The sequence below is a fragment of the Pseudomonas sp. ACN5 genome (assembly GCF_002303975.1).
Lineage (GTDB): Bacteria > Pseudomonadota > Gammaproteobacteria > Pseudomonadales > Pseudomonadaceae > Aquipseudomonas > Aquipseudomonas laurylsulfatiphila.
Genome location: NZ_MRCP01000002.1, coordinates 300,293 through 322,323, shown reverse-complemented (window position 1 = coordinate 322,323; position 22,031 = coordinate 300,293). Strand labels below are relative to the sequence as shown.

Below are 22,031 nucleotides of genomic sequence, written 5' to 3'. Positions count from 1 at the left end.
GTGGGAGCGGGCTTGCTCGCGAAGGGGCCAGTCCAGTCAGCAAAAGTCTATGGCGTCGCCCGCGCCGGCAACAGCTTCAACGTACTGCGCGTATTGGCCGTGACTTCTTCATCATTCAGATGCGCCTGGAAATACATCCCTTCGATGTAGGCCTCGGCTTGATCATCATAGTGACTGTCGAACACTACACCGCTCTGGCCAACCGGGTTGACGGTCAGGCTGTGGGCCGGGTCGGCGAAGTCGATCAGGCGGCGGGTCGAGGGGCCGTAGGTGACAGGCCAGGGTGCCGGGCCGATTTTCGCCGAGAGATTGTTCGGCACTTCATGGCTGCCGGGGGCGGCGAAGGGGCCGACGTTGAAGACCAGGTCCAGCGGCTTTTGTTGCCCCAGCGGATGACCATGGGTCAAGGTGTGCGCGCGACCCCACTGCCATTGCGAGGCGTCTGCGCCGAGGGTGCTCCTGAGATGTGCGAGGCTGGCTTGCCAGGCGGCCTTCACCGTGTCGGCACGGGTTTCCTTGCCGAGGGTGCTGCGGTTGTCCCACCACGGTGAATCGGCGCTGGCAGCCAGGCGGGGGAGCGCGGCGTCGATCACCCGGGTCGAGAGCAGTGTTTCGAAAAAGTCGTTACCCAGTTCGTCATGCATCGTCGCGTCAGCCAGGTTGAACAGCAACTGGTTGAACAGCGTGGCGCTGGTGGAATCGAGCGGGTAGTCGCCTTTCCACTGGGCCAGTTGCTCCACCAGTTTGAGTTCGGCGGGGTCGCTCAGCACTTCGCGCAACACCGGCAGCAGCGGCGCCAACAAGCGCGGGCCGTAGGCGGTGGTAGTGCCCAACTGCAGTTTCTGGCTGTTTTCCAGGTCCCATTTCACGGCTTTGTCGCTGAGCTGGCGATTGAGCTGCTGGCCGCGATCGGCAAGGTTGTAATAGCCGGGAATCTCCATGCCGGTCGGTGACACTGGCTGGAAGTTGGCCGAGACGATGTAGCCCCGCGCCGGGTTTTCTTCCTGAGGGTTGGCGCTGAACGGGTAGAAGCCATCCTTGTCGGCCTCGGCGGTGCTGCCGTCGAGGATGAACCATGGGCGTACACCCGCCGGACGTTTCGGCAGTTGCGCCGCCGCCCACCAGCCGATGTCACCCTTGGCATTGGCCCATACGACGTTCAGGCCCGGTGCCTGGATTTTTGCTGCGGCACTGCGGGCCTTGGCCAGGGTGTCGGCGCGGTTGAGCTGGTAGAAACCGTCCAGGATCGGGTTCTGACTTTCGAGAAATGCCCACCACATGGCAATCGGTGTCTTGCCGACGCCGCTGCCCAAGGCATCGTTGACGATTGGGCCGTGGGGCGATTGACGCAGTAGCAGCGTCACCGGTTCCTGGCCCTTGACCGCAATCTTCTGTTCGCTGGTGACCATGTCCACCCACGTGCCGCGATACCAGACCTGATTGGGATTGTCCGGGTTGACCTTCTCGGCGATCAGGTCGAGGTCGTCGTTCTGGAACATGGTGATGCTCCAGCCGAAGTCGTTGTTCATGCCCAGGGAGGCGAATGGCATCAAGGCCTGGTAATGCCCGTAGAGTTCAAAGCCCGGCGCGGAGAGTTGGGCTTCGTACCACACCGACGGCGCGGAGAAACGGATATGCGGATCACCCGCCAGCAGAGGCTTGCCGCTTTGGGTCCGGCTGCCCGCGACGACCCAGGCGTTACTGCCCTCGAACTGGGGCAGGCCGTTGTCAGCCAAGGCCTGTTCGCTCAGGCGGGCGAGGGCGTTGAGGTCTTTCCAGTCGGCGCTGGCCAGGGAGGGTGCGGTCCCGTCGAGCACGCCTTTGGACTGCCAGTCGAGATCGAAAACGCTCAGGTAGTCAGGGCCCAGTTGATCGCGCACGAATGTCAGCAAGGGTTCTGTACGAAATGCTGCCGCAAAACTGTAGGCCATGTAACCGGCGATGCTGATGGTGTCCTGGGCGGTGAACGGGCGTTTTGGAATGCCCAGCACATCGAACTCCACGGGTTTGGCGTGGCTGTCCTGATACTGGTTGATGCCGTCCAGATAGGCCTGCATGGCGATGAAAGAGGGTGACTGTTTGTCGAGATTGGCGAAGTAGGTTTCGGCGCGTTCGCGAATGCGCAGGCTGCGCATCAGTTTGTCGGTGTCGAGCAGCTTCGGTCCGAGCACCTCGGCCAGTTCGCCACGGGCCAGACGACGCAGGACTTCCATCTGGAACAAGCGGTCCTGGGCATGTACGTAGCCGAGTGCGCGATACAGGTCGGTTTCGTTGTCGGCGCGGATGTGCGGAACGCCGCGCTCGTCGTAGCGCACGGTGACTGAGCCTTGCAGGTGTTGCAGTTCCACCATGCCCTGGCGTGACGGCTGCTTACTGTAGAGGTACCAGCCGGCTCCGGCGGCCAGCACGACGATCAACAGCGCGAGAGCGGTCAAGCTGCGTTTCATGGGGACTCCTTGTTGTTATTGTGATTCCAGGTGGCACTGTTTAACACGACGCGCCGGTTTGGCGCATCGCCCGTAGGAGGGATTCGTATTGGTGTGTCTTTGCCTACTTCGCCGGATCGGCAGGCCACGGGCAGTAACACCCCACGGCCAGTGTGTGCGTGGCACTCACCGCACGGCCCTCATCCAGCGCCTGCAGGATTGGTTCGATAAAACTGTTGCTCGAGTTGCAGGTCAGGCCTTCGCTGTAGGGGCCGAAGTAGGCCAGTTTGCCGCTGCGGTCCCAGATCGCCACGGCCGGGCTGGCGGGGATCTGTTCGGAACCGGGCAGGACGTCGATGGTTTTCAGGCGGCTCAAGGTGCCCGGTAACTGGCCATGGCTACCGGGTTTTTGCACGGCATAGAATTCCACGCCATGGGGGACATAGCGCTCGACCAGTTCGGTCAGGTGTTGTTGATTGCCGACGTTGCACGGGCAGGCCGGGTCCCAGAAATGCACCAGGCGGATGGCGCCTGGGCCTGCGAGGTCATCGGGAAGGCGCAGCGGATCCCCCGAAAACATCGCCGTGTGCTCGCTGAACGCCCGCAGGTAACGCCCCTGGAACCAGTCGTAGGCCGCCCACAATACGCCGGCACACACCACGGCGAGCAGGCTGGCAAACAGGGTGGCGCGAAAGGGCGGGCGCATCGGTTCAGTCCTCGAAGGTCGGCTAGCTTGCCATGCTTGCCGCGACAGATGAATATCGCAGGCCTATAAAGTCCGTTTCACGCTCTGGAATCGTCCATGCCGGCCACTTTCGACCCCGATCTTCTACGTGCAAGCTTGCTGCCACTGGCGGCCGGACAGCCGTTGTCGGCGCAGGCGAAGGCCTACCAGCAGTTCTACGGGCTGGATTTTGCGCCGCGTCAGTTGCGCAGCGGTCTTGGGCGCTTCGAGGTCGATGGATATGAGCTGGTCAGCCAGTTCTGGTGGCCCGAGCGGGCGAAGGGGACGCTGTTTGTCATCCATGGTTTCTACGACCACACCGGGCTCTACCGGCATGTGATCGAATGGGCGTTGGACCAAGGCTTTGCGGTGATTGCCTGCGACTTGCCGGGCCATGGCTTGTCCAGTGGCGAGCGGGCGAGCATCAAGGATTTCGCCGAATACCAGGACACGCTGCAAGGGTTGTTCAGCGAGGCGCAATCCCTCGAATTGCCGCAACCGTGGCACCTGTGCGGGCAAAGTACCGGTGGGGCGATCGTGATCGACCATGTACTGAATGCGGGGGCGAGCAGCCCGGCCCAGGGTCAGGTGATCCTGTTGGCACCGTTGGTGCGGCCGCGAGCGTGGGGTTGGTCGCATCTGAGCTATTACTTGCTCAGGCCGTTCGTCAAAGCCATCGCCCGGCGCTTCAGCGAGAACTCCAACGACCCGGCCTTTCTGCCGTTCCTGCAGGCCGATCCATTGCAGCCGCTGCGTCTGCCGACAGCCTGGGTGGGTGCGCTGGCACGCTGGATCAAACGCGTTGAAGCGGCGCCGGTCAGCACCAGGCGGCCGCTGATCGTGCAGGGGCAGGCGGACATGACCGTGGATTGGGAACATAACCTTGAAGTGTTGCGGGGCAAGTTTGATCGGCCGCAGGTGCTGATGTTGCCTGAGGCGCGGCATCATCTGGCGAATGAGACGTTGGTGATGCGGCAGGAGTATTTAGGGTTTTTGACCAAGCGGATCAAGGGTCGGAATCCTTAGCGACAGTGATGGCCCCATCGCGGGCAAGCCCGCTCCCACAGGTTTCGCAGTGATCACAAAATAGTGGATTGACTCAAAACACTGTGGGAGCGGGCTTGCCCGCGATAGCGATCTGTCAGGCCCCGAAAATCACTGGCTCAGGTTCGAATTGCTCTGCCCCACCGCCAACCCCGCGCGAATCGCCGCCAGTGCCGCCCGATAGTAAGCCTGGCCTTGCGTCGATTCGGCAAAGGTCGCGAACTCTTCCAGCTCGTCGTCCGACAGGTCGCGATAGACATACAGCAGCGTGTTGTTCAGGTCGCTGCCAATTTGGTCCATCAGGCGCTGGCGCTGGCCGTTGAGCATGCCCTGGGCCTGACCGGCACCGAGCAATCCCGGGATCATCGAACTCAGGCTGTCGGCGGCCACACCGGCAATCGCCAGGCTGACTTCCGCGCCGGCCTCGCGAGCAGGCAGCGCTTGTGCCAGATGGCCGATGATCAGCAGGCGGCTGTCGCTGACCTGCATCTTTGGCAAGCCCTTGGCATTTTTTGCCAGTTGGTCGCGCCGGGTCGCCAGCAACTCGGCAGCGACGATCTTCTTGCCCAGAGGCGACTGGAAAAACGTCAGTGCAGGTTTTGGATCGGCGAGGTTCTTGCGCAATTGCGCTTCGGCGCGCTGGTCCACGGCCTGGGCGGAAAATCGCTGATTGCTGTTATTGACCAGAGCCTGATACACCGCCGGAGGCAGGCTGCCCTGGTAGCGTTGCTGGGCAGTCGAGAGGGCGTCGTTGAAATGCGCGCGTTGTTCCGGCCAGCCGGCGACCTTGTACAACTGGTCGTGGCCGTCTGCCCAGGCGGGCAAAACGCAGAACATCAGCAGTGATAAAAGCAAACGGCGCATAGGGACTCCAGTCAGCAGGCGACTATTCTCCGTGTGGCATCCGTACTTGTCGAGAATTCGTATCAACCCGCTGCGCGGCTCTGTCGGATTTTCGGGCACAGGAATACTATGCGCGGCATGCAAATATCCTCTGATCACCCGCTGCTGTTACGAATCGTCGACGACCTGGCCGAGCACGGCTGGTCGCAGCAGAATATTTTCCTGCCTCAGGACCTGACCCGAGCGCTGGCGGCCGAGTGTCGCAAACGTGCTGCCGAGGGTGAACTGGCTCCGGCCGCCGTGGGCCGTGGACCGTTTTCGGAAATCCGCGAAGGGATTCGTGGTGACCATATTCAGTGGATCGACCCCGGCCAGGCCGAGGCTTGCGACAACTATCTGAGTTTGATGGATAGCCTGCGCGAGGCGATCAATCGTGGTTTGTTTCTCGGCCTTGAGGATTTCGAAAGCCATTTTGCGATGTACCCACCCGGGGCGTTCTACCTCAAGCATGTCGATCGCTTTCGCGATGACGACCGGCGCATGGTTTCAGCGGTGGTTTACCTCAATGATGGCTGGCTTCCCGAGCACGGCGGCTCGTTGCGCATGTACCTCGACAACGATCGCGTCCACGACGTGCAGCCTACCGGCGGTTGCCTGGTGGTGTTTCTTTCCGGAGAGGTTCCCCACGAAGTCCTGCCCGCGACCCGCGATCGCCTGTCGCTGACGGGCTGGTTCCGGCGGCGCGGCAACGAGCCGTTCTGATCATGCAGAAAATTCTCGTCAGCCGCTGCCTGTTGGGCCACCGCGTTCGTTACGACGGCGGGGCCAGCGGGCCGTTCGATCAGCTTCAGCAATGGCTCGACGAAGGTCGGATCGTACCGTTGTGCCCGGAGGTCGCCGGTGGCTTGCCAACGCCTCGGGCGGCAGCGGAAATTCCAGGCGGGCAAGGCGCGCAAGTCCTCGATCGCCAGGCTGCGGTGATCACCACCGAGGGCGAGGATGTCAGTGCGCAGTTTTTGTCGGGGGCGTATCAGGCACTGGAACTGGTGCAAAATCACGGCATCCGCATTGCCGTCCTCAAGGCCAACAGCCCGTCCTGCGGCAATCTGCTGACCTATGACGGGACGTTCAGCGGGGTGAAGGTCGATGGTGAGGGTGTAACGGCGGCGCTGCTCAAGCGTCACGGCGTGCAGGTGTTCAGTGAGTTGGAGCTGGCTGAAGCGGCTCAGGCATTGGCTGCGCAGGACTGACCAACACAAACCTCCGGTGGGAGCGGGCTTGCTCGCGAATGCGCCGGGTCAGTCGATATTAATCTTGTCTGACACACCGCCTTCGCGAGCAAGCCCGCTCCCACAAAGGATCTCACCCCTCATCAAGGTTTCGGCACTTCGCCCGCATCCGCCCCCAACCACTTCTGCTCCAGCGCTCGCAGTCGCCCATCATCCTTGATTCGCTGCAGGGCGCTTTCCAGGCTGGCATGGAACGCCGGATTTCCCTTCTGAAAAGGAATCGCCAGGCTCACGACCGGGTCGGTTTTGGGCTTCTCTTCGGTCAACGACTGCACCAGCAGAATGGAACGCGGTTCTTCTTTTTGCGCGATCAATTGCGCACGGGCTTGAACGTAAGGTTCGCTGAAATCGAAACGATCCCTGAGATCCGGGGTCACTGCTATGTGGTTGATAGCGATGTCGTATTTGCCGCTTTCGACGCCGGTCAGCAGATCGCTGCCGTCGGTGACGACAAAGTCGGCCCGGACATCGAGTTCACTTGCCAGCAGTTGGCCCAGTTCGACTTCGAATCCGGCGAGCTTGTCGCCATCCTTGAAGTTGAATGGGGGAGTGTTGGCTTCAACGGCTATGCGCAACTCGCCCCGGTCGTTGACGTCATCAATCAGTTCGGCATGAGCCAAAGGGCTCAGAAGGGGTAGCAGGCAGATCAGGCCAGGCAGAAAGCGCATGGTCACTCCTTTGAATTTTTTATCGCGACCCTCTGATTCAGGCTCGCTTTGCTATGGTTGTCGAGTGCCTTCGACAACAAATGGCCATGAAGTTGTCATGGCCACGCGGATTTTACGAAAAAACTGGAGAAGAGAATGAAAACCTTTATGTCACGTGCTGCTTTGGCGGGCCTGTTGATGGGTGTTTCGGTGCTGGCCAGTGCTGCAACGCCGGCTCCGAAAGGCGCCAAAGTGTCCATCGTGTCTCCCAAGGATGGCGCGAATGTTCCACAGACGGTCGTCGTCAAGTTCGCTGTCGAGAATATTGCCTTGGCACCGGCGGGCGATCTCACCAAGAACACCGGACATCACCATTTGCTGATCGATGTCGATGAGTTGCCAGCCGCCGGAGTACCGATCCCCAAAGACGCCAATCACCAGCATTTCGGCGCCGCGCAGACCCAGGCTGAAGTCACGCTCACGCCGGGCAAACACACCCTGCAGTTGGAGCTGGGCGATAGCAACCACATGCCGTTCGATCCGCCGATCGTTTCCGAGAAGATCACGGTCAATGTGAAATAAAAAAGGGAGCCCGCTTCGCTGGGGCTCCCTTTTTTACAGTTGCAAGCTTCAAGCTGTAAGCCTCAAGTCAAAGCAAAAGCGAACTCAACTTGCCGCTTGAAGCTTGAAGCTTGCCGCTTGTAGCTGCTTTTAGAACAACACCCGACTACGGATGGTGCCTTTGACGTGTTGCAGCTTCTCTTGCGCCAGGTCCGAGTACTCGGCGTCGACGTCGATCACTACGTAGCCGACCTTCTCGTTGGTCTGCAGGAACTGACCGGAGATGTTGATGCCGTTTTCGGCGAAGACTTTGTTGATCTCGCTGAGTACACCCGGAATGTTTTCGTGGATGTGCAGCAGGCGGTGCTTGCCAGGGTGAGCCGGCAGGGCCACTTCCGGGAAGTTCACGGACGATACCGAAGTACCGTTGTCGCTGTACTTGACCAGTTTTTCCGCGACTTCCAGACCGATGTTGGCCTGGGCTTCAGCGGTAGAGCCACCGATGTGCGGGGTCAGGATCACGTTGTCCAGGCCACGCAGCGGGCTTTCGAACTCTTCGTCGTTGGAGCGTGGCTCCACCGGGAATACGTCGATGGCCGCGCCGATCAGGTGCTTGTCCTTGATGGCAGCCGCCAGGTGGTCCAGTTCGACCACGGTGCCGCGGGCGGCGTTGATCAGGATGCCGCCTTTCTTGATGGCGCGGATTTCTTTCTCGCCCATCATCCACTGGGTGGCGGCGGTTTCCGGTACGTGCAGCGAAACGATGTCGGACATCGCCAGCAGCTCGTGCAGGTTGCCTACCTGAGTAGCGTTACCCAATGGCAGCTTGGTGATGGTGTCGTAGAAGTACACCTGCATGCCCAGGCCTTCCGCCAGGACCGACAGTTGAGTACCGATCGAGCCGTAACCGACGATGCCCAGCTTCTTGCCACGGATCTCGAAGGAGTTGGCCGCGCTCTTGATCCAGCCGCCACGGTGGCAGGAAGCGTTCTTCTCAGGGATACCGCGCAGCAGCAGGATCGCTTCGGCCAGCACCAGCTCCGCTACGGAGCGGGTGTTGGAGTAGGGCGCGTTGAACACCGCGATACCGCGTTCGCGGGCAGCGTCCAGGTCAACCTGGTTGGTGCCGATGCAGAAACAGCCGACCGCAACCAGCTTCTTCGCGTGATCGAAGATCTCTTCGGTCAGTTGAGTGCGCGAGCGAATGCCGATGAAGTGAGCGTCAGCGATCTTTTCCTTGAGCTGGGCTTCCGGCAGAGAACCTGTGAGGTACTCGATGCTGGTGTAGCCCGCCGCCTTGAGGACGTCGACAGCCGATTGGTGGACGCCTTCGAGAAGAAGGAACTTGATCTTGCTCTTATCGAGAGAAGTCTTGCTCATCTGCGTAAACCTGTATCCCGGAGAAAAATGGCAGGGAAGGGAGCAGCCCGGAGCTGACCCGAACGGCAGGAATGCCGTCACCGCAGAACAGCCTTTGGGCACTACCCTGCGGGGTCGGTATGCTAGCATATGCACCCCGCTAAACACTCATTCCTGCGACGTGAAGCGTTCTCAGGATGACCATGAATTGTTCGAGAGTTCTGTCGATGACCAATCCTGCCCTGATTGAAGAGCTGAAGACCCTGGTTGAGCCTGGCAAGGTGCTGACCGATGCCGACTCCCTGAATGCTTACGGTAAGGATTGGACCAAGCATTTCGCCCCCGCTCCGACCGCCATCGTGTTCCCCAAGACCACCGAGCAAGTCCAGGCCATTGTCCTGTGGGCCAATAAACACAAGGTCGCGCTGGTGCCTTCCGGCGGTCGCACCGGCCTTTCCGCCGCTGCGGTAGCGGCCAATGGCGAAGTGGTCGTGTCGTTCGACTACATGAACCAGATCCTCGACGTGAACCTCACTGACCGCACTGCCGTGTGTCAGCCGGGCGTGGTCACCGAGCACCTGCAGAACGTGGCCGAAGAAAACGGTCTGTACTACCCGGTGGACTTCGCTTCGGCAGGATCGAGCCAGATTGGCGGCAATATCGGCACCAATGCCGGCGGGATCAAGGTGATTCGCTACGGCATGACCCGTAACTGGGTCGCTGGCATGAAAGTCGTGACCGGCAAGGGCGACGTGCTGGAGCTGAACCGCGACCTGATCAAGAACGCCACCGGCTACGACATGCGCCAGCTGTTCATCGGGGCTGAAGGCACACTCGGGTTCGTGGTCGAAGCGACCATGCGCCTCGATCGCGCGCCGAAAAACCTGACCGCGATGGTCCTCGGCACCGCCGATTTCGACTCGATCATGCCAGTGCTGCACGCGTTCCAGAGCAAGCTCGACCTGACCGCCTTCGAATTCTTCTCCGACAAGGCCCTGGCCAAAGTCATGGCCCGTGGCGACGTGCCGGCGCCGTTCGAGTCCGACTGCCCGTTCTACGCGCTGCTGGAATTCGAAGCGACCACCGAAGAAGTGGCCAACCACGCCCTGGAAACCTTCGAGCACTGCGTCGAGCAGGGCTGGGTGCTGGACGGCGTGATGAGCCAGAGCGAAACCCAGCTGCAGAATCTGTGGAAGCTGCGCGAATACATTTCCGAGACTATCTCCCACTGGACGCCGTACAAGAACGACATCTCGGTCACTGTATCGAAAGTCCCGGCGTTCCTGAAGGAAATCGACGCGATCGTCGGCGAACACTACCCAGATTTCGAAATCGTCTGGTTCGGCCACATCGGCGACGGCAACCTGCACTTGAACATCCTCAAGCCGGATAACCTGAGCAAGGACGAGTTTTTCGCCAAGTGCGCAACCGTGAACAAGTGGGTGTTCGAAACCGTCGAGAAGTACAACGGTTCGATCTCCGCCGAGCACGGCGTGGGCATGACCAAGCGGGATTACCTGACCTACAGCCGTTCGCCGGTCGAGATCGAGTACATGAAAGCGGTCAAGGCAGTGTTTGACCCGAACGGCATCATGAACCCGGGCAAAATCTTCGCGGTTTGAACTGCAAACCTTAAGCACCCTTGAAGGCAGGAGACGGTAAATGAGCTATCAGCACCAGTATGTCGACGGTACGCGCATTCATTTCCCGTTGGGGAAAGTGGTGTGCATTGGCCGCAACTACGCCGAACACGCCAAGGAACTGGATAACCCGGTGCCAACCGAGCCACTGCTGTTCATCAAGCCGGGCAGTTGCGTGGTGCCGCTGGAAGGTGGTTTCAGCATTCCCACCGAGCGCGGCTCGGTGCACTACGAAGCGGAAATCGCGGTGTTGATCGGCAAGCCGTTGTCGACCAGACCGAGCCGTGAAGAAGTGCTCGACGCCATCTCCGGCTTCGCCCCGGCCCTGGACCTGACCCTGCGCGACAAGCAGGCCGAGCTGAAATCCAAGGGCCTGCCGTGGGAAATCGCCAAGTCCTTCGACGGTGCGGCGGTGATTGCTCCGTTCGTGTCCGGCAGCACCTTTGCCGACCTGACCGACATTGGCATCCGCCTGACCATCAACGGCGAAGTGCGCCAGGACGGCAACAGCAGCGCAATGCTCAACCCGATCGTGCCGATGATCCAGCACATGGCCGGTTGCTTCTCGTTGCAGGCCGGGGATGTGATCCTCACCGGCACACCTGTGGGCGTCGGTCCGCTGAATGTCGGTGACGAGATCGTCCTGGAACTGCCGGGCGCCAGTCGCTTCACCAGCAGCGTTCGTTAGTTCGCCGCTGTACCCTGTTGTGGGAGCGGGCTTGCTCGCGAAAGCGGTGTGTCAGACAACACTTTTGTCGACTGTCACGCCCTCTTCGCGAGCAAGCCCGCTCCCACATTGGTTTTGTTGTGGTCTGTAGATGGCTCACCCTGTCATTTCCCGTTTTTTTCACATCCTGTCTGGATAATTTCAGGGCTTTCGGCCTCTGAGCCGGCCCCAAACTGTGCTATTACCCCTAGCCTGAATTTCTGGAACGCATTCCCCAATGGCCACTTCTCCGCTATCCACGCTTAATCCTGCCCGCCGCTCACGCTTCGCCCTGCGTTGGCACACCTGGCTCTTGTTGGTGGCCGTTGTCGCCTACGGCGTTGCATTTGCCATGCACTGGGATTCGCGGGGCGTGCTCTGGGTGAAAGAGCAATTCAAAAGCCCGGCCGAGCGTCAGGCCAGCATCTGGCTGCCGGACTATCGCGCGGTGATCGATGCCAAGCCGTTGCCGGGCATGGAGAAGGACGAAGCATCGGACGTGGCCTATGACCCTCAGACCAAGACCCTGTTTTCGGTCATGGGCAAGAACCCCTTCCTGGTCGAGTTGAACCTGCAGGGTGATGTGCTGCGCAAAATGCCATTGGTTGGCTGGAGCAACCCTGAGGGCGTCACCGTGCTGGGCGACGGCCGATTGGCCATTGTCGATGAGCGCGAGCATCTGATCGCTATCGTCAAGGTCGATGCCGACACCCGCGAACTGAACATCGCCGACTTCCCGAAATACGACCTCGGCCCTTCCAAAGACCAGAACAAAGCCTTTGAGGCTGTTATCTGGGATCCGCGCAATCAGCAACTGGTGCTGGGTGAAGAGCGTCCGCCGGCATTATTTGCCTGGAAGGGTGACGGTAAGGTCCTGACCGGCGACAAGCTGAAGCTGGCCAGCCATGCACTGGACATGCGCAACCTGTCGGCGCTGGCCATCGATCCGCGGACCGGCCACATGCTGGCGCTGTCCGCCGACTCGCACCTGTTGCTGGAGCTGGACAAGAAGGGCGAGCAGGTCAGTTTCATCACCCTGTTGCGTGGCTTCAACGGCCTGAAAAACACCATTGCGCGCGCCGAAGGCGTAACCATGGATGAAGCGGGCACGCTGTACATGGTGAGTGAGCCGAACCTGTTTTATCGCTTCGAAAAACAGAGGTAATGCCTCTGTGTGTGCGTAAAAGGCCCGCGGCCATTAAGCTTCAGTTCAGACGGGCGTGATATTTCATCCGCCTGTTTTGACCCAGAGCCCACCCGAATGCGTCGATTTGCCCGCCCCAAATCCCTGATTCTGATCCTGTCGGTGATCTTGCTGATCACCGTGGTTGCGCTCGGCCAATACCTGCGTCTGTTCGAGCGTGCCTGGTTCAATCTGCATACGCTGTGGCAGCCGGTGAGTTCCCAGACCATGGGCCTTGATCAATACCGGGTCGTGACCGAAGCGCAGGTGATCGATGGCCTGGCGGACAACGTTTCAGCGTTGACCTACGACCCGGTGCGCAAAAGCCTGTTCACCGTCACCAACAAACACAGCGAGCTGATCGAGTTGTCCCTCGACGGCAGGATTTTGCGCCGTGTGGCGCTGGTCGGTTTCGGTGATCCGGAGGCGGTGGAGTTCATCAGTGAGGACATCTATGTGGTCACTGATGAAAGCCAGCAGCGGCTGATCAAGATCCGTCTGGAGCAGGACACCACTTTTGTCGATGCGGCAGACGCCGAGCAGATGACCATTGGCGTCCACATGGGCGGCAACAAGGGTTTCGAGGGCCTGGCTTACGATTCTGTGGGCAAGCGCCTGTTTGTCGCCAAGGAGCGCAACCCGATGTTGATCTACGAGGTGCACGGATTCCCGCGTTTCAATCCTGAAGAATCTTACTCGATACACGTGATCAACGACCCCAAGCGTGATGCCGGGATGTTCGTGCGGGATCTGTCGAGCCTGCAATACGACGAGCGCAGCGGGCATTTGCTGGCGCTGTCGGATGAGTCGCGGTTGATTCTGGAGCTGGATGTGAGCGGGCGTCCGCTGAGCACAATGTCATTGGGCAAGGGGCGCCAGGGCCTGCAGAAAACCGTGCCGCAAGCGGAGGGGATCGCCGTGGACGATGACGGTACGCTGTACCTCGTCAGCGAGCCGAACCTGTTCTACGTGTTCAAGAAGCCACAGCCCTGACAAACAACGCATAACCCTGTGGGAGCGGGCTTGCTCGCGAAGGCAATCTGTCAGTTGACATCTCTATTGACTGACACGGCCCCTTCGCGAGCAAGCCCGCTCCCACAGGTCATTCATCTGCCCAGAGAATTTGGGCAGTCTGGCTTATTCCGCGCGCAGGGTCTTCACACCTTCGCTGGTACCCAGCAACAACAGATCCGCCGGACGTGCCGCGAACAAACCATTGGTGACCACGCCGACGATCGCGTTGATCTGTGTCTCCAGTTCCACCGGGTTGGTGATCTGCATGTTGAACACATCGAGGATGATGTTGCCGTTGTCGGTCAGCACGCCTTCGCGGTAGACCGGGTCGCCACCGAGCTTCACCAGTTCGCGGGCCACATGGCTGCGGGCCATCGGGATGACTTCCACCGGCAGCGGGAAAGTACCGAGGACCGGCACCAGTTTGCTGGCATCGGCGATGCAGATGAACGTCTTGGCCACGGCCGCCACGATCTTCTCGCGGGTCAGGGCGGCGCCGCCACCCTTGATCAGGTTCAGGTGCTCGTCGCTTTCATCGGCGCCGTCGACATAGAACTCCAGGTCGCTGACGGTATTCAGCTCGTACACCGGAATCCCGTGGCCCTTGAGGCGCGCGGCGGTGGCTTCGGAACTGGCGACGGCGCCATCGAATGCGCCCTTGTGCTGGGCCAGGGCATCGATGAAGCAGTTGGCGGTGGAGCCGGTGCCGACCCCGACGATGCTCTTGTCGTCGAGTTTCGGGAGGATGAAGTCGACGGCGGCCTGGGCCACTGCCTGTTTGAGTTGATCCTGGTTCATGCGGGCTCCGGAGTGCCGAGGAGGGAACGAAAGGCCGGCATTATAGGCTTCGGGGCGGGGAAGGTCATTGCCCGATTGGCAGGTCAATCGTTCCTTGTAGGAGCGAGCTTGTTCGCGATGGTCGTGAACGATAACGCGTGAAAATAGATGTGCAGCGGTGCCATTGCGTTTTTCGCGAGCAAGCTCGCTCCTACAACAGGTGGTCGTGTAACTGAAAGCCGGGTTAGACTCCTTGGTCCCGCCCAACCCGCTCAGTGATGCTTTCCGATGCTTGAACAGTACGTCAAAAAGATCCTCACCTCGCGCGTTTATGACGTTGCCGTAGAAACCCCGCTGCAGTCTGCCCGCCAGCTTTCCGAGCGGCTGGGCAACAGCATTTGGCTCAAGCGCGAAGACTTGCAGCCGGTGTTCTCCTTCAAGATTCGCGGCGCCTACAACAAGTTGACCCAGTTGAGCGACGAGGAGCGCGCCCGCGGCGTAGTGACGGCTTCGGCGGGCAACCATGCGCAAGGCCTGGCCCTGGCGGCGAAGGTGCTGGGTGTGAAAGCGACCATCGTCATGCCAAAGACCACCCCGGAGATCAAGGTCGAAGGCGTGCGCTCGCGCGGCGGTAAAGTGGTGCTGCACGGCGATTCGTTCCCGGAAGCCCTGGCTTATTCGCTGAAACTGGTCGATGAAAAAGGCTACGTCTACATTCACCCGTACGACGATCCCCACACCATCGCCGGGCAGGGCACCGTGGCGATGGAGATTCTGCGCCAGCACCCGCAGCCACTGGATGCGATTTTCGTCCCGGTGGGCGGTGGCGGCCTGATTGCCGGCATTGCGGCGTACGTGAAGTACCTGCGCCCGGACATCAAGATCATCGGCGTCGAGCCGGATGACTCCAATTGCCTGCAAGCCGCCATGGCGGCGGGCGAGCGTGTGGTGTTGCCGACCGTGGGCATCTTCGCCGACGGGGTTGCGGTGGCTCAGATCGGTCAGCACACCTTTGACATCTGCAAGGACCATGTCGATGAAGTGATTACCGTGAGCACCGACGAAATCTGTGCCGCCATCAAGGATATCTACGACGATACCCGCTCGATCACCGAACCTGCCGGCGCTTTGGGCGTGGCCGGGATCAAGAAGTATGTCGAGCAGCGCGGTGTCAGCGGCCAGACTTTCGTCGCCATCGACTCCGGGGCCAACGTCAACTTCGACCGCCTGCGCCACGTCGCCGAGCGTGCGGAACTGGGCGAGGGCCGCGAAGCGATCATCGCCGTGACCATTCCCGAGAAGCCGGGCAGCTTCAAGGCGTTCTGCGAAGCCATCGGCAAGCGCCAGATCACCGAATTCAACTACCGCTACAACACTGGCAGTGAAGCGCACATCTTTGTCGGCGTGCAGACCCACCCGGAAAACGACCCGCGCAGCGCCCTGATCGCCAGCCTGAGCGAGCAAGGTTTCCCGGTGCTGGACTTGACCGACAATGAACTGGCCAAGTTGCACATCCGCCACATGGTCGGCGGGCGTGCGGCGCATGTGGTCGACGAAGTGATCCTGCGTTTCGAATTCCCGGAGCGTCCGGGGGCGCTTTTCAACTTCCTCAACAAGCTCGGTGGGCGCTGGAACATCTCGATGTTCCATTACCGCAACCATGGCGCGGCGGATGGCCGTGTCGTCGCGGGCCTGCAAGTGCCGCACGACGAGCGCCACCTGGTGCCGGCGGCGCTGGAAGAAATCGGTTACCCGTACTGGGACGAAAGCGACAACCCGGCCTATCAGCTGTTTCTTGGCTGAGGGACTACGCTGATGGGCAGGTCATAAGGAAATCGAACAATGGAAACGTTAACTGCCCTGAAAGCGGCGCACATGGTGGCAACCGTTGTACTGCTGGCCTGTGCGCTGGGTCTGGGCGTCTGGGTTTTGCTTGCGCGGCGCAAGGGTGATGCAACGGCGGGAAGCCGCACCCTGCAACGGCCACGTGTATTTGTCTGGCTGTTGATGGGGCTGGCGCTGCTGAGCATGCCGTTTACCGGCTGGTGGATGGTGCACCTGGTGGGCTGGCCGTTGGGACATACCTGGTTGCTAGTCTCCAGTGTGCTGTACACCGTGGCGGCACTGGCGTGGTTCTGGCTGCTGGTGCGGCTGAACAAGCTGCGCAAGGCGCCGGGTGGCGTGGGGAAGTTCACCTTTGCCCTGGCGTTGTTCAGTTTTGTCTGTTTTGTCGCCATTGCCGGGTTGATGGGTGCCAAGCCCGTGTAGGAGCGAGCCTGCTCGCGATGGGCGTTAACGAAAACGCGGGGCGCCTGAAGCCCCGCAGCGACCTTGAGTTTTTCGCGAGCAAGCTCGCTCCTACAGTAAAGCGATATCAGTCGCGCAACGAAATCACCGGCCAGCCACGCTTCTCGGCCTCGGCCCGCAGGTTCGAATCAGGATCGACAGCGACAGGATTCGTCACCTGCTCCAGCAGCGGCAGATCATTCATCGAGTCGCTATAGAAGTAGCTGTCTTGCAGCGTAAACCCGGTTTCTTCCAGCCAGCGATTCAGCCGCGTCACCTTGCCTTCGCGGAAGCATGGAACATCGGTGCTGCGCCCGGTGTAGCGGCCGTCGAGCATTTCGCATTCGGTGGCGATCAGGGTTTCGACCCCCAGGCGCTCGGCAATCGGCCCGGTGACGAAGCGGTTGGTGGCGGTAATGATCACCAGTTTGTCGCCGGCGTCGCGGTGCTTGGCCAGCAGCTCAATGGCCTTGGGCAGTACGATCGGTTCGATGCAGTCGCGCATGTAGTCGCTGTGCCACTGATCCAGCGTAGCCATTTCGGTGCGCCCGAGGACTTCCAGGCAGAAGTTCAGGTAAGCAGCGTTATCCAGTTTGCCGGCCAGGTAATCCTGGTAGAACTCATCGTTGCGTGCCTTGTAGGCGACGGCGTCGAGAAAGCCGCGCTCGCACAGGTAATCGCCCCAAGCGTGATCGCTGTCACCGCCCAGGAGGGTGTTGTCCAAATCGAATAAAGCCAGGCGCATTGCAGTTACCCGCTGAAAAGTCAGTAAAAAGGCGACAAGAATACGGTCTTTTCACAAGAGTGCACATAAGGTAGGAACCTTCGTTGCCGCCTTAACAACCTTTGTGGAACAATGCGGCGACATGCGTTTGCGAGGTTGTTGCCGTGATCGACCCCGATGGTTTTCGCCCCAATGTCGGGATCATTCTGACGAATGACGCCGGCCAGGTGCTATGGGCTCGCCGAATCAATCAAGATGCCTGGCAGTTTCCGCAGGGGGGGATCAACCCCGAAGAGACGCCGGAAGACGCCTTGTACCGCGAGCTGAACGAAGAAGTAGGCCTGGAGCGCGAAGATGTTGAAATTCTCGCCTGCACCCGGGGCTGGTTGCGCTATCGTTTGCCGCAACGTCTGGTACGTACCCACAGCCAACCGCTGTGCATCGGCCAGAAACAGAAATGGTTTCTCCTGCGCCTGATCTCCAACGAGCAACGGGTGCGGATGGATTTGACCGGTAAACCGGAATTCGATGGTTGGCGCTGGGTCAGCTATTGGTATCCGTTGGGCCAGGTGGTGACATTCAAGCGCGAGGTGTATCGACGCGCTCTCAAAGAGCTTGCCCCGCGCCTTTTAGCGCGCGACTGACGACGGAGTTCGACCCCGAGCCATGCTCAATACGCTGCGCAAGATCGTCCAGGAAGTTAACTCCGCCAAGGATCTCAAGGCGGCGTTGGGGATTATTGTGTTGCGCGTCAAAGAGGCCATGGGCAGCCAGGTCTGCTCGGTCTACCTGCTTGACCCCGAGACCAACCGCTTCGTGCTGATGGCCACCGAGGGCTTGAACAAGCGCTCGATCGGCAAAGTCAGCATGGCACCCAACGAAGGTCTGGTTGGCCTGGTCGGTACGCGCGAAGAACCCCTGAACCTCGAAAACGCTGCGGACCACCCGCGCTACCGCTACTTCGCCGAGACCGGTGAAGAGCGCTTCGCCTCATTCCTCGGGGCGCCGATCATTCACCACCGCCGCGTCGTCGGCGTGTTGGTCATTCAGCAAAAAGAACGTCGCCAGTTCGATGAAGGTGAAGAAGCCTTCCTCGTGACCATGAGCGCACAGCTCGCCGGCGTTATCGCCCACGCCGAAGCCACCGGCTCGATCCGTGGCCTCGGTCGTCAGGGTAAAGGCATCCAGGAGGCCAAGTTCGTCGGCGTACCGGGTTCGCCGGGTGCGGCTGTGGGTACGGCGGTGGTCATGCTGCCACCGGCCGACCTGGACGTGGTGCCGGACAAGACCATCACCGACATCGACGCCGAACTCGGGCTGTTCAAGACCGCCATCGAAGGCGTGCGCGCCGACATGCGCGCGTTGTCGGCCAAGCTCGCCACGCAGTTGCGCCCGGAAGAACGGGCCCTGTTCGACGTCTACCTGATGATGCTCGACGATGCCGCGCTGGGCAGCGAAGTCACCACCGTGATCAAGACCGGTCAGTGGGCCCAGGGCGCGTTGCGCCAGGTGGTCACCGATCACGTCAACCGTTTCGAATTGATGGACGACGCCTACCTGCGTGAGCGCGCCTCGGACGTCAAGGACCTCGGCCGGCGCCTGCTGGCTTATTTGCAGGAAGAGCGCCAGCAAACCCTGGTCTACCCCGACAACACCATTCTGGTCAGCGAAGAGCTGACGCCGGCAATGCTCGGCGAGGTGCCGGAAGGCAAGCTGGCCGGCCTGGTGTCGGTGCTCGGTTCCGGTAACTCCCACGTCGCGATTCTCGCCCGCGCCATGGGCATCCCGACCGTGATGGGCCTGGTCGACCTGCCGTACTCCAAGGTCGACGGCATCCAGATGATTGTCGACGGCTACCACGGCGAGGTCTACACCAACCCGAGTGACGTGCTGCGCAAGCAGTTCGCCGAAGTGGTCGAGGAAGAGAAGCAACTGGCCCTCGGGCTGGATGCACTGCGTGATCTGCCGTGTATCACGGTCGATGGCCACCGCATGCCGCTGTGGGTCAACACCGGCCTGCTGGCGGACGTGGCGCGGGCGCAGAAGCGCGGTGCCGAAGGCGTGGGCCTGTACCGCACCGAAGTGCCGTTCATGATCAACCAGCGTTTCCCGAGCGAAAAGGAACAACTGGCGATCTACCGCGAACAACTGGCCGCGTTCCACCCGCAACCGGTGACCATGCGCACCCTGGACATCGGTGGCGACAAGTCGCTGTCGTACTTCCCGATCAAGGAAGACAACCCGTTCCTCGGCTGGCGCGGCATTCGCGTTACCCTCGACCACCCGGAAATCTTCCTGGTGCAGACCCGTGCCATGCTCAAGGCCAGCGAAGGCTTGAACAACCTGCGCATTCTGCTGCCGATGATCTCCGGCATTCATGAATTGGAAGAAGCGCTGCACCTGATCCACCGCGCCTGGGGCGAAGTGCGCGACGAAGGCTGTGACGTGCCGATGCCGCCGATTGGCGTGATGATCGAGATCCCCGCGGCGGTGTACCAGACCAAGGAGCTGGCGCGGCAGGTGGACTTCCTGTCGGTCGGCTCCAACGACCTGACCCAATACCTGTTGGCCGTGGACCGCAACAACCCGCGGGTTGCCGATCTTTACGACTACCTGCACCCGGCGGTGCTTCAGGCATTGCAGAACGTCGTGCGTGACGCCCATGCCGAAGGCAAACCGGTGAGCATCTGCGGTGAAATGGCCGGTGACCCGGCGGCGGCCGTGCTGTTGATGGCGATGGGTTTCGACAGCCTGTCGATGAACGCCACCAACTTGCCGAAGGTGAAGTGGATGCTGCGCCAGATCAACCTGAGCAAGGCCAGGGAATTACTGGCCGAGCTGATGACCATCGACAACCCGCAGGTTATCCACAGCTCGCTGCAACTGGCGCTGAAGAACCTCGGGTTGGCGCGGATGATCAATCCGGCGGCGATCAAGCCCCTCTGAGCTTGTAGCGGCCTCTTCGCGAGCAAGCCCGCTCCCACACTGGATTTGTGAACGACGCAAATCCCCTGTGGGAGCGGGCTTGCTCGCGAAAGGGCCCGAACGAACAGCGCAAAACTAAATTCTGATCTCCACTTCCCCAAGATGCCCGCCATACGGCCCGAAACTGCGTTCCACGATATGCCGCGTGCCATCCGCCTGCACAATCAACGCCGTACTCGCCCGCGTCCCATAACTCTGGCTGGCAATGAACACACTCGACAGCAACGTCTCGGTCGCCAACCCCACTCCCGTGTCCGGCAACTCGGCAAATGGCGCGGTCTGCGCATCGCTCAATAGCGCCAGCAGTGCCTGAGGCTGCGGATCATTCAGCACCTCGCTCAACGCCGCTTTGGCCTTGAGCAGTTTCGGCCAGGGTGTATCCAGCCCGGCATTGGATAGCCCGTAGACCCCCGGGGCCAGCATGACGGCTTCCGATTCCCGTTGATTGAAGTGCCAGAGCTCATGGGGATTGCCGACCAGCAGGTTAAAGCCACCATATTCCAGCGAACGGTCGACAACGTCGGCTAAATAGTCGTCAATTGGCATTTCCCCGGTGAGAAATCGCGCGACCAGCTCCCCACGAGACTTGCGCCCTGGCGGTCGATGGGGGTCGCGAATGTTGGTCAGCGCGGCAAAGCGTCCGTTGGCACCGACACCGAGCCAGGTACCTCCGGCCTCCAGGTCGCGTCCGGCGTACACCTGGGGTGCTTCGGGCCATGGCGCCAGTGGGAGGCTGGGGCGGGCGTAGAATTCATCGCGATTGGCCGCCACGACCAGCGGCTGGGCATGGCCCGGGCGCCAGGCAAAAACAATCAGGCACATAAGGGAGTCCTTGTGTGTTTTTTGCCCACTCTACGCAGACATCGCTCATCGATCCATCGCCTTGCATAGTGGAGCTTGAGGCTATGCATCCGTTACCATGCCGCTCCGGTTTTGGGGATGCGGGCGGGACAACCATGGAATTTCTGCTCTATCTGGCGCTCGGCGCCTGTGCAGGTGTGCTCGCCGGGCTGTTTGGCGTGGGTGGCGGGATCATCATCGTCCCGGTGCTGGTGTTCAGCTTCAAGGCCCAAGGCTTCGATCCATCGATCCTCACGCACCTGGCGGTGGGGACGTCCCTGGCGACGATCATCTTTACCTCGGTCAACGCGGTACGCGAGCATCACCGCCGTGGCGCCGTACTTTGGCCGATCTTCATGTGGATGACCGTCGGCATACTGATCGGTGCCGGGTTCGGCGCCCTGACGGCGGAAGCGATTTCCGGCCCCAACCTGCAGAAACTCATTGGTGTATTTGCCCTGGTGATCGCCGCTCAATTGGCACTGGAGGTCAAACCCAAGGCCAGCCGAACCGTGCCGGGCAAACTCGGTCTGACCGTGGCCGGCAGCGTGATTGGCTGGGCCTCGGCGATTTTCGGCATTGGCGGCGGTTCGTTGACCGTGCCATTCCTGACCTGGCGCAGCGTACCGATGCAGCAAGCCGTGGCCACTTCATCGGCCTGCGGGCTGCCGATTGCCCTGGCCAGTGCATTAAGTTTCATGATTCTGGGCTGGCACGATCCGTTGCTTCCGGCCCATAGTCTCGGTTTTGTTTATTTGCCGGCGCTGCTGGGCATTGCCCTGACCAGCATGGTGTTCGCCCGTTTGGGCGCGCGACTGGCCCACAGGTTGTCGCCGAGGTTGCTGAAAAGGCTGTTTGCCGCTTTGCTGTTCTGCGTCGGTCTGAACTTTCTAGTCTGAAGCATCTGCTCTGACGCACAGCGCAATCCTGGCTTAATCCTGAGGTGGCAGCGTCGCCCGGGAATTTTTAAGATTTGAACTCTA

General features: G+C 60.7%; 21 protein-coding genes. 13 read left to right on the top strand and 8 right to left on the bottom strand.

Annotated features, from left to right (window positions below):
- Nucleotides 1-47 precede the first annotated feature (47 nt).
- The gene (locus BSF40_RS04660) at nt 48-2,447 is read right to left on the bottom strand and encodes a penicillin acylase family protein (protein WP_095964258.1); all 2,400 of its coding nucleotides are present in this window, start codon (nt 2,445-2,447) and stop codon (nt 48-50) included.
- 103 nt (nt 2,448-2,550) lie between these two features.
- Nucleotides 2,551-3,132 carry a DUF6436 domain-containing protein gene (locus BSF40_RS04655; RefSeq protein ID WP_095964257.1) on the bottom strand — a complete coding sequence of 194 codons (582 nt, stop codon included), beginning with the start codon at nt 3,130-3,132 and terminating at the stop codon, nt 2,551-2,553.
- A gap of 96 nt (nt 3,133-3,228) precedes the next feature.
- On the opposite strand from BSF40_RS04655, the gene BSF40_RS04650 reads away from it, so the two are divergent.
- The gene (locus BSF40_RS04650; RefSeq protein ID WP_095964256.1) at nt 3,229-4,176 is read left to right on the top strand and encodes an alpha/beta hydrolase; all 948 of its coding nucleotides are present in this window, start codon (nt 3,229-3,231) and stop codon (nt 4,174-4,176) included.
- A 129-nt stretch (nt 4,177-4,305) separates the two neighbouring features.
- Here BSF40_RS04650 and BSF40_RS04645 read toward each other — a convergent pair whose 3' ends face one another.
- Complete coding sequence (locus tag BSF40_RS04645) at nt 4,306-5,058, bottom strand: DUF2059 domain-containing protein (RefSeq protein ID WP_095964255.1); 753 nt, start codon at nt 5,056-5,058, stop codon at nt 4,306-4,308.
- Between the two features lie 108 nt (nt 5,059-5,166).
- Here BSF40_RS04645 and BSF40_RS04640 point away from each other — a divergent pair, with 108 nt between their 5' ends.
- Together BSF40_RS04640 and BSF40_RS04635 are read left to right on the top strand one after the other, a co-directional pair.
- Nucleotides 5,167-5,799 (top strand): 2OG-Fe(II) oxygenase, encoded by a 633-nt coding sequence (locus BSF40_RS04640; RefSeq protein WP_095964254.1) that lies wholly within the window; start codon nt 5,167-5,169, stop codon nt 5,797-5,799.
- 2 nt (nt 5,800-5,801) lie between these two features.
- Nucleotides 5,802-6,287: a DUF523 domain-containing protein gene (locus tag BSF40_RS04635; protein ID WP_095964253.1), complete on the top strand. Its 486-nt coding sequence runs from the start codon at nt 5,802-5,804 to the stop codon at nt 6,285-6,287.
- Nucleotides 6,288-6,409: 122 nt separating this feature from the next.
- Here the strand turns inward: BSF40_RS04635 and BSF40_RS04630 are convergent, their stop codons facing one another.
- Nucleotides 6,410-6,994 carry a transporter substrate-binding domain-containing protein gene (locus BSF40_RS04630; protein ID WP_095964252.1) on the bottom strand — a complete coding sequence of 195 codons (585 nt, stop codon included), beginning with the start codon at nt 6,992-6,994 and terminating at the stop codon, nt 6,410-6,412.
- 135 nt (nt 6,995-7,129) lie between these two features.
- Between BSF40_RS04630 and BSF40_RS04625 the strand changes: the two genes are divergently transcribed.
- Nucleotides 7,130-7,555: a DUF4399 domain-containing protein gene (locus tag BSF40_RS04625; RefSeq protein WP_095964251.1), complete on the top strand. Its 426-nt coding sequence runs from the start codon at nt 7,130-7,132 to the stop codon at nt 7,553-7,555.
- A gap of 129 nt (nt 7,556-7,684) precedes the next feature.
- Here the strand turns inward: BSF40_RS04625 and serA are convergent, their stop codons facing one another.
- Complete coding sequence (gene serA / locus BSF40_RS04620; protein ID WP_007976393.1) at nt 7,685-8,914, bottom strand: phosphoglycerate dehydrogenase; 1,230 nt, start codon at nt 8,912-8,914, stop codon at nt 7,685-7,687.
- 206 nt (nt 8,915-9,120) lie between these two features.
- On the opposite strand from serA, the gene BSF40_RS04610 reads away from it, so the two are divergent.
- The 4 genes from BSF40_RS04610 to BSF40_RS04595 all read left to right on the top strand — a co-directional run bounded on the left by BSF40_RS04610 (nt 9,121) and on the right by BSF40_RS04595 (nt 13,415).
- Nucleotides 9,121-10,515 carry an FAD-binding oxidoreductase gene (locus tag BSF40_RS04610; RefSeq protein WP_032829505.1) on the top strand — a complete coding sequence of 465 codons (1,395 nt, stop codon included), beginning with the start codon at nt 9,121-9,123 and terminating at the stop codon, nt 10,513-10,515.
- Nucleotides 10,516-10,555: 40 nt separating this feature from the next.
- On the top strand, nt 10,556-11,221 hold the full coding sequence (locus BSF40_RS04605; protein ID WP_015097256.1) for a fumarylacetoacetate hydrolase family protein: 666 nt from the start codon (nt 10,556-10,558) through the stop codon (nt 11,219-11,221).
- A 256-nt stretch (nt 11,222-11,477) separates the two neighbouring features.
- The gene (locus BSF40_RS04600) at nt 11,478-12,404 is read left to right on the top strand and encodes an SdiA-regulated domain-containing protein (protein ID WP_095964250.1); all 927 of its coding nucleotides are present in this window, start codon (nt 11,478-11,480) and stop codon (nt 12,402-12,404) included.
- Between the two features lie 96 nt (nt 12,405-12,500).
- The gene (locus BSF40_RS04595) at nt 12,501-13,415 is read left to right on the top strand and encodes an SdiA-regulated domain-containing protein (protein WP_095964249.1); all 915 of its coding nucleotides are present in this window, start codon (nt 12,501-12,503) and stop codon (nt 13,413-13,415) included.
- A 144-nt stretch (nt 13,416-13,559) separates the two neighbouring features.
- Here BSF40_RS04595 and rpiA read toward each other — a convergent pair whose 3' ends face one another.
- Complete coding sequence (gene rpiA / locus BSF40_RS04590) at nt 13,560-14,234, bottom strand: ribose-5-phosphate isomerase RpiA (RefSeq protein WP_015097253.1); 675 nt, start codon at nt 14,232-14,234, stop codon at nt 13,560-13,562.
- A 267-nt stretch (nt 14,235-14,501) separates the two neighbouring features.
- Between rpiA and ilvA the strand changes: the two genes are divergently transcribed.
- Entirely contained in the window at nt 14,502-16,016 is a 1,515-nt protein-coding gene (ilvA, locus tag BSF40_RS04585) for a threonine ammonia-lyase, biosynthetic (RefSeq protein ID WP_007976404.1), read from the top strand.
- A gap of 39 nt (nt 16,017-16,055) precedes the next feature.
- Nucleotides 16,056-16,481 carry a DUF2269 domain-containing protein gene (locus tag BSF40_RS04580; protein ID WP_095964248.1) on the top strand — a complete coding sequence of 142 codons (426 nt, stop codon included), beginning with the start codon at nt 16,056-16,058 and terminating at the stop codon, nt 16,479-16,481.
- A gap of 106 nt (nt 16,482-16,587) precedes the next feature.
- On the opposite strand, the gene BSF40_RS04570 is transcribed toward BSF40_RS04580, so the two are convergent.
- The gene (locus BSF40_RS04570; protein ID WP_095964247.1) at nt 16,588-17,244 is read right to left on the bottom strand and encodes an HAD family phosphatase; all 657 of its coding nucleotides are present in this window, start codon (nt 17,242-17,244) and stop codon (nt 16,588-16,590) included.
- 143 nt (nt 17,245-17,387) lie between these two features.
- Between BSF40_RS04570 and BSF40_RS04565 the strand changes: the two genes are divergently transcribed.
- Together BSF40_RS04565 and ptsP are read left to right on the top strand one after the other, a co-directional pair.
- Nucleotides 17,388-17,867: an RNA pyrophosphohydrolase gene (locus BSF40_RS04565; protein WP_003229203.1), complete on the top strand. Its 480-nt coding sequence runs from the start codon at nt 17,388-17,390 to the stop codon at nt 17,865-17,867.
- A gap of 22 nt (nt 17,868-17,889) precedes the next feature.
- Nucleotides 17,890-20,169: a phosphoenolpyruvate--protein phosphotransferase gene (gene ptsP, locus BSF40_RS04560; protein WP_007976410.1), complete on the top strand. Its 2,280-nt coding sequence runs from the start codon at nt 17,890-17,892 to the stop codon at nt 20,167-20,169.
- A 114-nt stretch (nt 20,170-20,283) separates the two neighbouring features.
- Here ptsP and BSF40_RS04555 read toward each other — a convergent pair whose 3' ends face one another.
- Nucleotides 20,284-21,030 (bottom strand): NRDE family protein, encoded by a 747-nt coding sequence (locus tag BSF40_RS04555; RefSeq protein WP_095964246.1) that lies wholly within the window; start codon nt 21,028-21,030, stop codon nt 20,284-20,286.
- A gap of 134 nt (nt 21,031-21,164) precedes the next feature.
- Between BSF40_RS04555 and BSF40_RS04550 the strand changes: the two genes are divergently transcribed.
- Nucleotides 21,165-21,947 carry a sulfite exporter TauE/SafE family protein gene (locus BSF40_RS04550; RefSeq protein WP_095964245.1) on the top strand — a complete coding sequence of 261 codons (783 nt, stop codon included), beginning with the start codon at nt 21,165-21,167 and terminating at the stop codon, nt 21,945-21,947.
- Nucleotides 21,948-22,031 lie beyond the last annotated feature (84 nt).

Bases quoted from the DNA above. Each gene is read 5' to 3' on its own strand.
- BSF40_RS04645 (WP_095964255.1), bottom strand. From the start codon at position 5,058: ATGCGCCGTTTGCTTTTATCACTGCTGATGTTCTGCGTTTTGCCCGCC.
- BSF40_RS04605 (WP_015097256.1), top strand. From the start codon at position 10,556: ATGAGCTATCAGCACCAGTATGTCGACGGTACGCGCATTCATTTCCCG.
- BSF40_RS04660 (WP_095964258.1), bottom strand. From the start codon at position 2,447: ATGAAACGCAGCTTGACCGCTCTCGCGCTGTTGATCGTCGTGCTGGCC.
- BSF40_RS04580 (WP_095964248.1), top strand. From the start codon at position 16,056: ATGGAAACGTTAACTGCCCTGAAAGCGGCGCACATGGTGGCAACCGTT.
- BSF40_RS04650 (WP_095964256.1), top strand. From the start codon at position 3,229: ATGCCGGCCACTTTCGACCCCGATCTTCTACGTGCAAGCTTGCTGCCA.
- BSF40_RS04570 (WP_095964247.1), bottom strand. From the start codon at position 17,244: ATGCGCCTGGCTTTATTCGATTTGGACAACACCCTCCTGGGCGGTGAC.
- BSF40_RS04635 (WP_095964253.1), top strand. From the start codon at position 5,802: ATGCAGAAAATTCTCGTCAGCCGCTGCCTGTTGGGCCACCGCGTTCGT.
- BSF40_RS04625 (WP_095964251.1), top strand. From the start codon at position 7,130: ATGAAAACCTTTATGTCACGTGCTGCTTTGGCGGGCCTGTTGATGGGT.
- BSF40_RS04555 (WP_095964246.1), bottom strand. From the start codon at position 21,030: ATGTGCCTGATTGTTTTTGCCTGGCGCCCGGGCCATGCCCAGCCGCTG.
- BSF40_RS04630 (WP_095964252.1), bottom strand. From the start codon at position 6,994: ATGCGCTTTCTGCCTGGCCTGATCTGCCTGCTACCCCTTCTGAGCCCT.
- BSF40_RS04640 (WP_095964254.1), top strand. From the start codon at position 5,167: ATGCGCGGCATGCAAATATCCTCTGATCACCCGCTGCTGTTACGAATC.
- BSF40_RS04595 (WP_095964249.1), top strand. From the start codon at position 12,501: ATGCGTCGATTTGCCCGCCCCAAATCCCTGATTCTGATCCTGTCGGTG.
- BSF40_RS04610 (WP_032829505.1), top strand. From the start codon at position 9,121: ATGACCAATCCTGCCCTGATTGAAGAGCTGAAGACCCTGGTTGAGCCT.
- BSF40_RS04600 (WP_095964250.1), top strand. From the start codon at position 11,478: ATGGCCACTTCTCCGCTATCCACGCTTAATCCTGCCCGCCGCTCACGC.
- serA (WP_007976393.1), bottom strand. From the start codon at position 8,914: ATGAGCAAGACTTCTCTCGATAAGAGCAAGATCAAGTTCCTTCTTCTC.
- ptsP (WP_007976410.1), top strand. From the start codon at position 17,890: ATGCTCAATACGCTGCGCAAGATCGTCCAGGAAGTTAACTCCGCCAAG.
- ilvA (WP_007976404.1), top strand. From the start codon at position 14,502: ATGCTTGAACAGTACGTCAAAAAGATCCTCACCTCGCGCGTTTATGAC.
- BSF40_RS04655 (WP_095964257.1), bottom strand. From the start codon at position 3,132: ATGCGCCCGCCCTTTCGCGCCACCCTGTTTGCCAGCCTGCTCGCCGTG.
- rpiA (WP_015097253.1), bottom strand. From the start codon at position 14,234: ATGAACCAGGATCAACTCAAACAGGCAGTGGCCCAGGCCGCCGTCGAC.
- BSF40_RS04550 (WP_095964245.1), top strand. From the start codon at position 21,165: ATGGAATTTCTGCTCTATCTGGCGCTCGGCGCCTGTGCAGGTGTGCTC.